The sequence below is a fragment of the Vibrio sp. YT-19(2023) genome, from assembly GCF_033337395.1.
Window position 1 is genome coordinate 1 of sequence record NZ_JAWOQN010000604.1, and the last position, 655, is coordinate 655.

1 pseudogene is annotated in these 655 nt (G+C 46.9%); it reads right to left on the reverse strand.

Features of this window, described 5'->3' with window-relative positions:
• Window positions 1–95: 95 nt before the first annotated feature.
• A pseudogene (gene prfC, locus R7E78_RS27400) lies at window positions 96–655 on the reverse strand (peptide chain release factor 3); the annotation flags it as partial.

Genomic DNA, 655 nt, shown 5'->3' on the forward strand with positions numbered 1-655 from the left:
AACCAGTTCATTTTTCTTCCTTATATAAAAACGCCCTTGACTAAGTCTATAGCCAAGGGCGTTTTAAAATCTAGTTGCTTTAACGCGGCGGTTGATTAGTGCTCGCGAGTCGCACGGAATTCAACGTCTGGGAAGCGTTCTTTTGCAAGGTTCAAGTTAACCATAGTTGGGGCAATGTACGTTAGGTTGTCACCACCATCCAATGCTAAGTTCGCTTGGTTCTTACGCTGGAACTCATCCAGTTTCTTCGCATCACCACACTCAACCCAACGAGCTGTCGCTACGTTAACGCCTTCGTAGATTGCTTCAACGTTGTATTCTGACTTCAAGCGAGCCACAACCACGTCAAACTGAAGCACACCTACCGCACCAACGATCAGATCGTTGTTTTGCAGTGGACGGAATACCTGTACCGCACCTTCTTCAGAAAGCTGAACCAAGCCTTTTAGTAGCTGCTTCTGCTTCAATGGATCTTTCAAACGAATACGACGGAACAATTCAGGCGCAAAGTTTGGAATACCAGAGAACTTCAGTGACTCGCCTTGCGTGAAAGTATCACCAATTTGAATAGTGCCGTGGTTATGCAGACCAATGATGTCACCCGCGTAAGCGTGTTCTGCTCGTGAACGGTCACCAGCCATGAAGGTTACCGCAT